Annotated in this window: 2 protein-coding genes; one reads left to right on the forward strand and one right to left on the reverse strand. The window is 63.3% G+C overall.

All coding sequences use genetic code 11. The features are described 5' to 3' along the window. Positions 1-655, forward strand: a 655-nt coding sequence (locus tag ACY693_RS17815) for an energy transducer TonB (protein WP_462323150.1), incomplete at its 5' end; no start/stop codon positions are given. 38 nt (positions 656-693) lie between these two features. Here ACY693_RS17815 and ACY693_RS17820 read toward each other — a convergent pair. Beyond that, positions 694-2,421: a uracil-xanthine permease family protein gene (locus ACY693_RS17820; RefSeq protein ID WP_462323151.1), complete on the reverse strand. Its 1,728-nt coding sequence runs from the start codon at positions 2,419-2,421 to the stop codon at positions 694-696. Positions 2,422-2,756 lie beyond the last annotated feature (335 nt).

The following is a 2,756-nucleotide window of genomic DNA, read 5'->3' on the forward strand; positions in this document are numbered from 1 at the left end:
GGAGCAGACTGCCGCCCTGCAACCGGTGGACCCTGTCGAGACCGCAGCCGCTAGGCCGCTGCCAGAGCCAGAGCCAGAGCCAGAGCCAGAGCAAACGCCAACGCCGAAGCAAACGCCAAGGCCAACGCCAGATCCGAAGCCCAAGCCTAAGGCAAGATCAGACCCGCGCGCTGCAGCGCAACCGACACCGACATCTGAAACGGTCTCCCAATCCAACCGCATCAGGTCTGAGCAGACCGCAGCGGACGCGGCTCGCAACCGCTCTGGGTTTGGCGACGCCGATAGAGGGGCAGAACGCGCGGCGAGCGGTCGCGGCAGCCAGTCCAGCGCTGGAGATGGCAGCGGAACCGGCTCTGGAAACGACGAAGGCATCAGCAACTACTACGGGCGCCTAGCAACCTGGCTCGCCCGCCACAAACGCTACCCGGCACAGGCGCGCCGACTGCGCCAAGAAGGGACAGTGAAAGTGACCTTCACCATCACCAGCAGCGGCCGGGTCGTCTCGAAACGAATCGTCCAGAGCTCGGGCCACGCACTGCTCGACCGAGAGGTCGAAGCCATGCTCGAGCGCGCGTCTCCGCTACCACGCATCCCGACAAGCCTGGGTCGCAAGCGCCTGACCATTACCGTACCGGTGGCCTTCGCGTTGCGCTGAGCCTAGCAAGGGCCGATGGATGCCGTCAGCCGTGAGGCTCAGTCTTGAAAATGCAGCTGCACCTCAACCTGATCGTCCTGATGACTGACGCGCACCCTGTCTGCCAAGCGCTGGATCAGATAGCCTGCCAGCTGATGGATGGCATCGGGCTGCTCGAGCAGGGCGTCGGGATCGGGACGATCGGGCGATAGCACAACGGGCTCGCCGGGATAGCAGAGCCTTAGCGTGCAGTCGTACTCGTCGAAATGGGTCGCGATCCTGATCCTTGCGCCGTTGGCGACGAGCCCCTGACCCAAGAGCAGCTCGACCAGCTCGTTGCTCGCATGCTCGAGTCTGGACACCACCTCGGGGCGAGCACCCCATTGCCTGCCAAGATGCCAGATCAACTGGTTGACCTCTTCTCGCCAGTCTCCGGCAATGGTCACCTCATGGGCGAGACGCTCCTTGCTGCCGAGACGAAACAGCAGATTCAGCAGCACCGCGGTGACCACGGTCAGCGACAAGGAGGTCGCGAACACCGGTGCTAACTCAGACGGGATCGCCGCAAGCCCCAAGAGCAGCTGATCTTGGCCCAGCCCCAGAATCAGCGCAACACCCAAGGTAATGATCTTGCGATTGTCCAACAGGCGCGAGGTCAGGATCTTCAGCCCCGTCAGGGCAACGAACGCGCCAACGAAGGTCAGCACTGCACCAATGACTGGCGGCGACAAGACCGTCCACAGCTGGGTGACAGGCGGGAAGAAGGCAAGCAAGCAGAAGAGTCCGCCGAGCACGAAGGCAACGACCCGACTGCTGATGCCTGATGCCTGCGCGAGCCCCACGGCCCCGCCACTGCTGGTCTGAGTGACCCCATTGATCAACGAGGCGGTGATATTCGTGAGCCCCTCGGCAACCAATCCTCGACTGATCCCTTGGATGTCAGGGCCTCGCCAGCCGGCATCGTTGGCCCGTTGCGCGACCGTCAACACGCCGAAGCAATTGAACGAGAGCGCCAGGCCAACGATGACAAACTCGGGCAGCAGCGCCCAGTCGAGCGACCAACCGAATTGCCCAAGCTCAGGGGCCGCAAAGGGAGCGGCTTGATAGACCTCCTGGAGCTCGCTGCTCGGCACCAGATCGAGCATCAAGGCCAGCGATTGTCCGACAATCAGCCCTGCGAATACCGAGAAGGCACGGCCAAGGCCCTTGATCCAGACATTGAGGCCGATGATCACGGCAAGGGCGACAAGGCCGACCGCATAGCCCACCGGACGGCCCTGAAGTGGCGAATCCATCCCCAACAGATGCTCGAGCCCCACCAAGCCAAGACCAATCCCGAGCATAAAAACCGTCAGACCGGCGATCTCGACCGGGAATAGCGCCCGCAGCCGGGGAAGCAGTCGACCGGCGAGCAGCTGCACCAGTCCAACGACCGACATCATGCCGAACGCCAGCCCGAGGCCGCCGATCTGCACGGCCGCCAACGAAGCCGGAAACGCGGCCCCCGAGGTATGCATCGGCACGAACAGGCCGGCCCCGATACCAAAACGATTCAGCGCTTGCAGCATCACGCCAACGCCGGCCGTGATCATCGTGAGTGCGATCAGGTTGGCCTCGGCGGCCGCATCCAGACCTGCGGCCCGGCCAAGGACCACCGGCAAGGTCATGATCGAGCCTAGGAATGCGACCTGTTGAATCGCCAGTAGCAGCGTCATCGACCAAGGCGGTCGCTCGTGAACCCAGTAACGGATGCCGTCCGGCCTAATCGGTGCACGCAATCGCGCCATCAGCAGAGAGTCTCCAGTCGAAACAGGCAGGGCATTCTAGGCAATCTCCGACGGAGGTCGCAGCACGAATGCAAGCCCGGGCAAAGGACCCTCCATTGTGGACAAGGCCCATCGCAGCACCGAGCGGCTTCGCGTCGCGAAAGCCGTCGCGAAGCCAGCTTGAGCGATGCCTAAGAAGACCTCTCATCAGGCTTGCCCGCACATCGGGCCGTCGCTACCCTGCAGCCCGGTACCGTCAGCGTTCAGGCCCGTCGGCATCAACACCCCCTTGATTGGCATCGACGGCAGGCAGCCGCACGGCGCCGTGTACATCTATTCAAGCATTAACCTCGTCC

Source organism: Halochromatium sp. (assembly GCF_054919635.1).